The organism is Gordonia sp. VNK21 (assembly GCF_046098115.1).
Classification (GTDB): Bacteria; Actinomycetota; Actinomycetes; order Mycobacteriales; family Mycobacteriaceae; genus Gordonia.
Genome location: NZ_JBJURU010000008.1, coordinates 39,570 through 41,153 on the forward strand (window position 1 = coordinate 39,570; position 1,584 = coordinate 41,153).

Annotated in this window: 2 protein-coding genes and 1 pseudogene; all 3 read left to right on the forward strand. The window is 72.3% G+C overall.

All coding sequences use genetic code 11. The features are described from left to right. The first annotated feature begins 19 nt into the window (after positions 1-19). The gene (locus tag ACJMNC_RS10150; protein WP_408947983.1) at positions 20-523 is read left to right on the forward strand and encodes a M15 family metallopeptidase; all 504 of its coding nucleotides are present in this window, start codon (positions 20-22) and stop codon (positions 521-523) included. Positions 524-557: 34 nt separating this feature from the next. Then, positions 558-1,349, forward strand: a complete 792-nt coding sequence (locus ACJMNC_RS10155; RefSeq protein ID WP_408947831.1) for a hypothetical protein — start codon at positions 558-560, stop codon at positions 1,347-1,349. Further along, positions 1,349-1,584: pseudogene (locus ACJMNC_RS10160) on the forward strand (glutathione S-transferase family protein); the annotation flags it as partial. The gene ACJMNC_RS10155 and the pseudogene ACJMNC_RS10160, both read left to right, overlap by 1 nt.

Consider the following 1,584-nt stretch of genomic DNA (forward strand, 5'->3'; position numbering starts at 1 on the left):
GCCGACGGCGGCCGCGCCGATGCCGCGGCCGGTCTCCGGACTCGCCGCCGTCCTGGCGGTGCTCGGCCCGGTCGCGGCCGGCGCCGTAGCCGCGCCGGCGGCAGCCGCACCCGCCGCCTCCGTATTTGGGGTGCGCCTGGCCGAAGGCACCGCGGGCCTCACTCTGCAGCTGGCCCTGGCGTACACGCTGGCCTCCCGGGATGCGAAGGCCGACGGCGTACCGCTGTCGATCACCTCCGGCAAACGCAGCCGGGCCGAGCAGGCCGCGCTCTGGCGCGACGGGCTGGCGACCTACGGCAGCCCGGGACAGGCGCGCCGCTGGGTGCTGCCGCCCGGTGAATCCACGCATGTGACCGGTGAGGCGATCGACGTGGGGCCGCGCAGCGGAGCCCGCTGGCTGCAGCGCCACGGCAGCCGGTACGGACTGTGCCGTGCCTTCGACAACGAGTGGTGGCATTTCGAGCTGCTCACCCTGCCCGGCACCGCCTGCCCGCCGCGGCTGCGCGATGCCTCCCATCGATGAGTCCGTACACCGACAAGGCCCAAGGATTGAGTGCGTGACCGACCAGACTCCCGCCGTCGAGACTCCGCGTCCGGCCGACCCGGCCGGTCCGGCCGACAACGCTCCCGTCGTGCCGTCGGAGGCCATCGATCCGGACCAGTACATGACCTACGAGGAGTTCGGCCGGGCCTTCTTCGAAGTGGCGGTGACCGCCGAACGGCTCGGCGCAGCCCTCGGTGCGCTGGCCGGCGAGGCCTTTCAGGTGGGGCCGATCCCGGCTGGCCCCGGCGGCATGGTGAAGGTGCGGGCCGACGTCCAGGTCCACGAACCGGCCATCAGCCGGCAGCTGGGCGACCTGATCACGTTCACCGTGCGGTTGCCGCTGACCATCGGGCTGCTCATCGACCTCAAACTGGACCGGCTGCACTACGACGTGGCCGGCCTGATCACCCTCCCGCTCACCGTCCGCTGCGCCCGTCCGCTGCAGCTGCGGATCGAGGTGGAGCCGCCGAGGCCGTCGGACGTCTTCGTGGACGTGGCCTCGAGGAACATGCGCGGCGAACTGATCCGCAACCTCGCCCAGGTCGATGCGGAGATCCGCCGGGTGATCGCACGGACCGTGGCCCAGGAGATCGAGAAGCCGGAGGCGCGTAAGGCGCGCTGCATCGACGTCTCCGCCGAACTCAGCCGCGCCCTGGAGGGCGACGCCGGCGCGGCCGCCGACGAGCCGGAGGAGAACGCCGAACCCGAGACCGCCGAACCCAGCGAGACCGCCGAACCCGGCGAGCCCGCCGAGCCGGTGGTGGCGGTCCAGGAGCCTCAGCCCACATCCGAAGGAGATGCGTGATGTCCGATCAGCAGGCGCCGCAGGCGGGGGAGCAGGGCAGCTATGTGCTCGTGAACCAGCCGTACGAGCGCGACACCCGGTACATCGAGACCCGGATCACCGCCGACGGCGCGGACGGCTACCCGGTCGAACCCGGCCGCTACCGGCTGGTCGTCTCCTACGCCTGCCCGTGGGCCAACCGGTCGATCATCGTCCGCCGGCTGCTCGGGCTGGAGAAGGTCATCTCCATGGGGGT

Bases quoted from the DNA above. Each gene is read 5' to 3' on its own strand.
- ACJMNC_RS10150 (WP_408947983.1), top strand. From the start codon at position 20: ATGCCGCGGCCGGTCTCCGGACTCGCCGCCGTCCTGGCGGTGCTCGGC.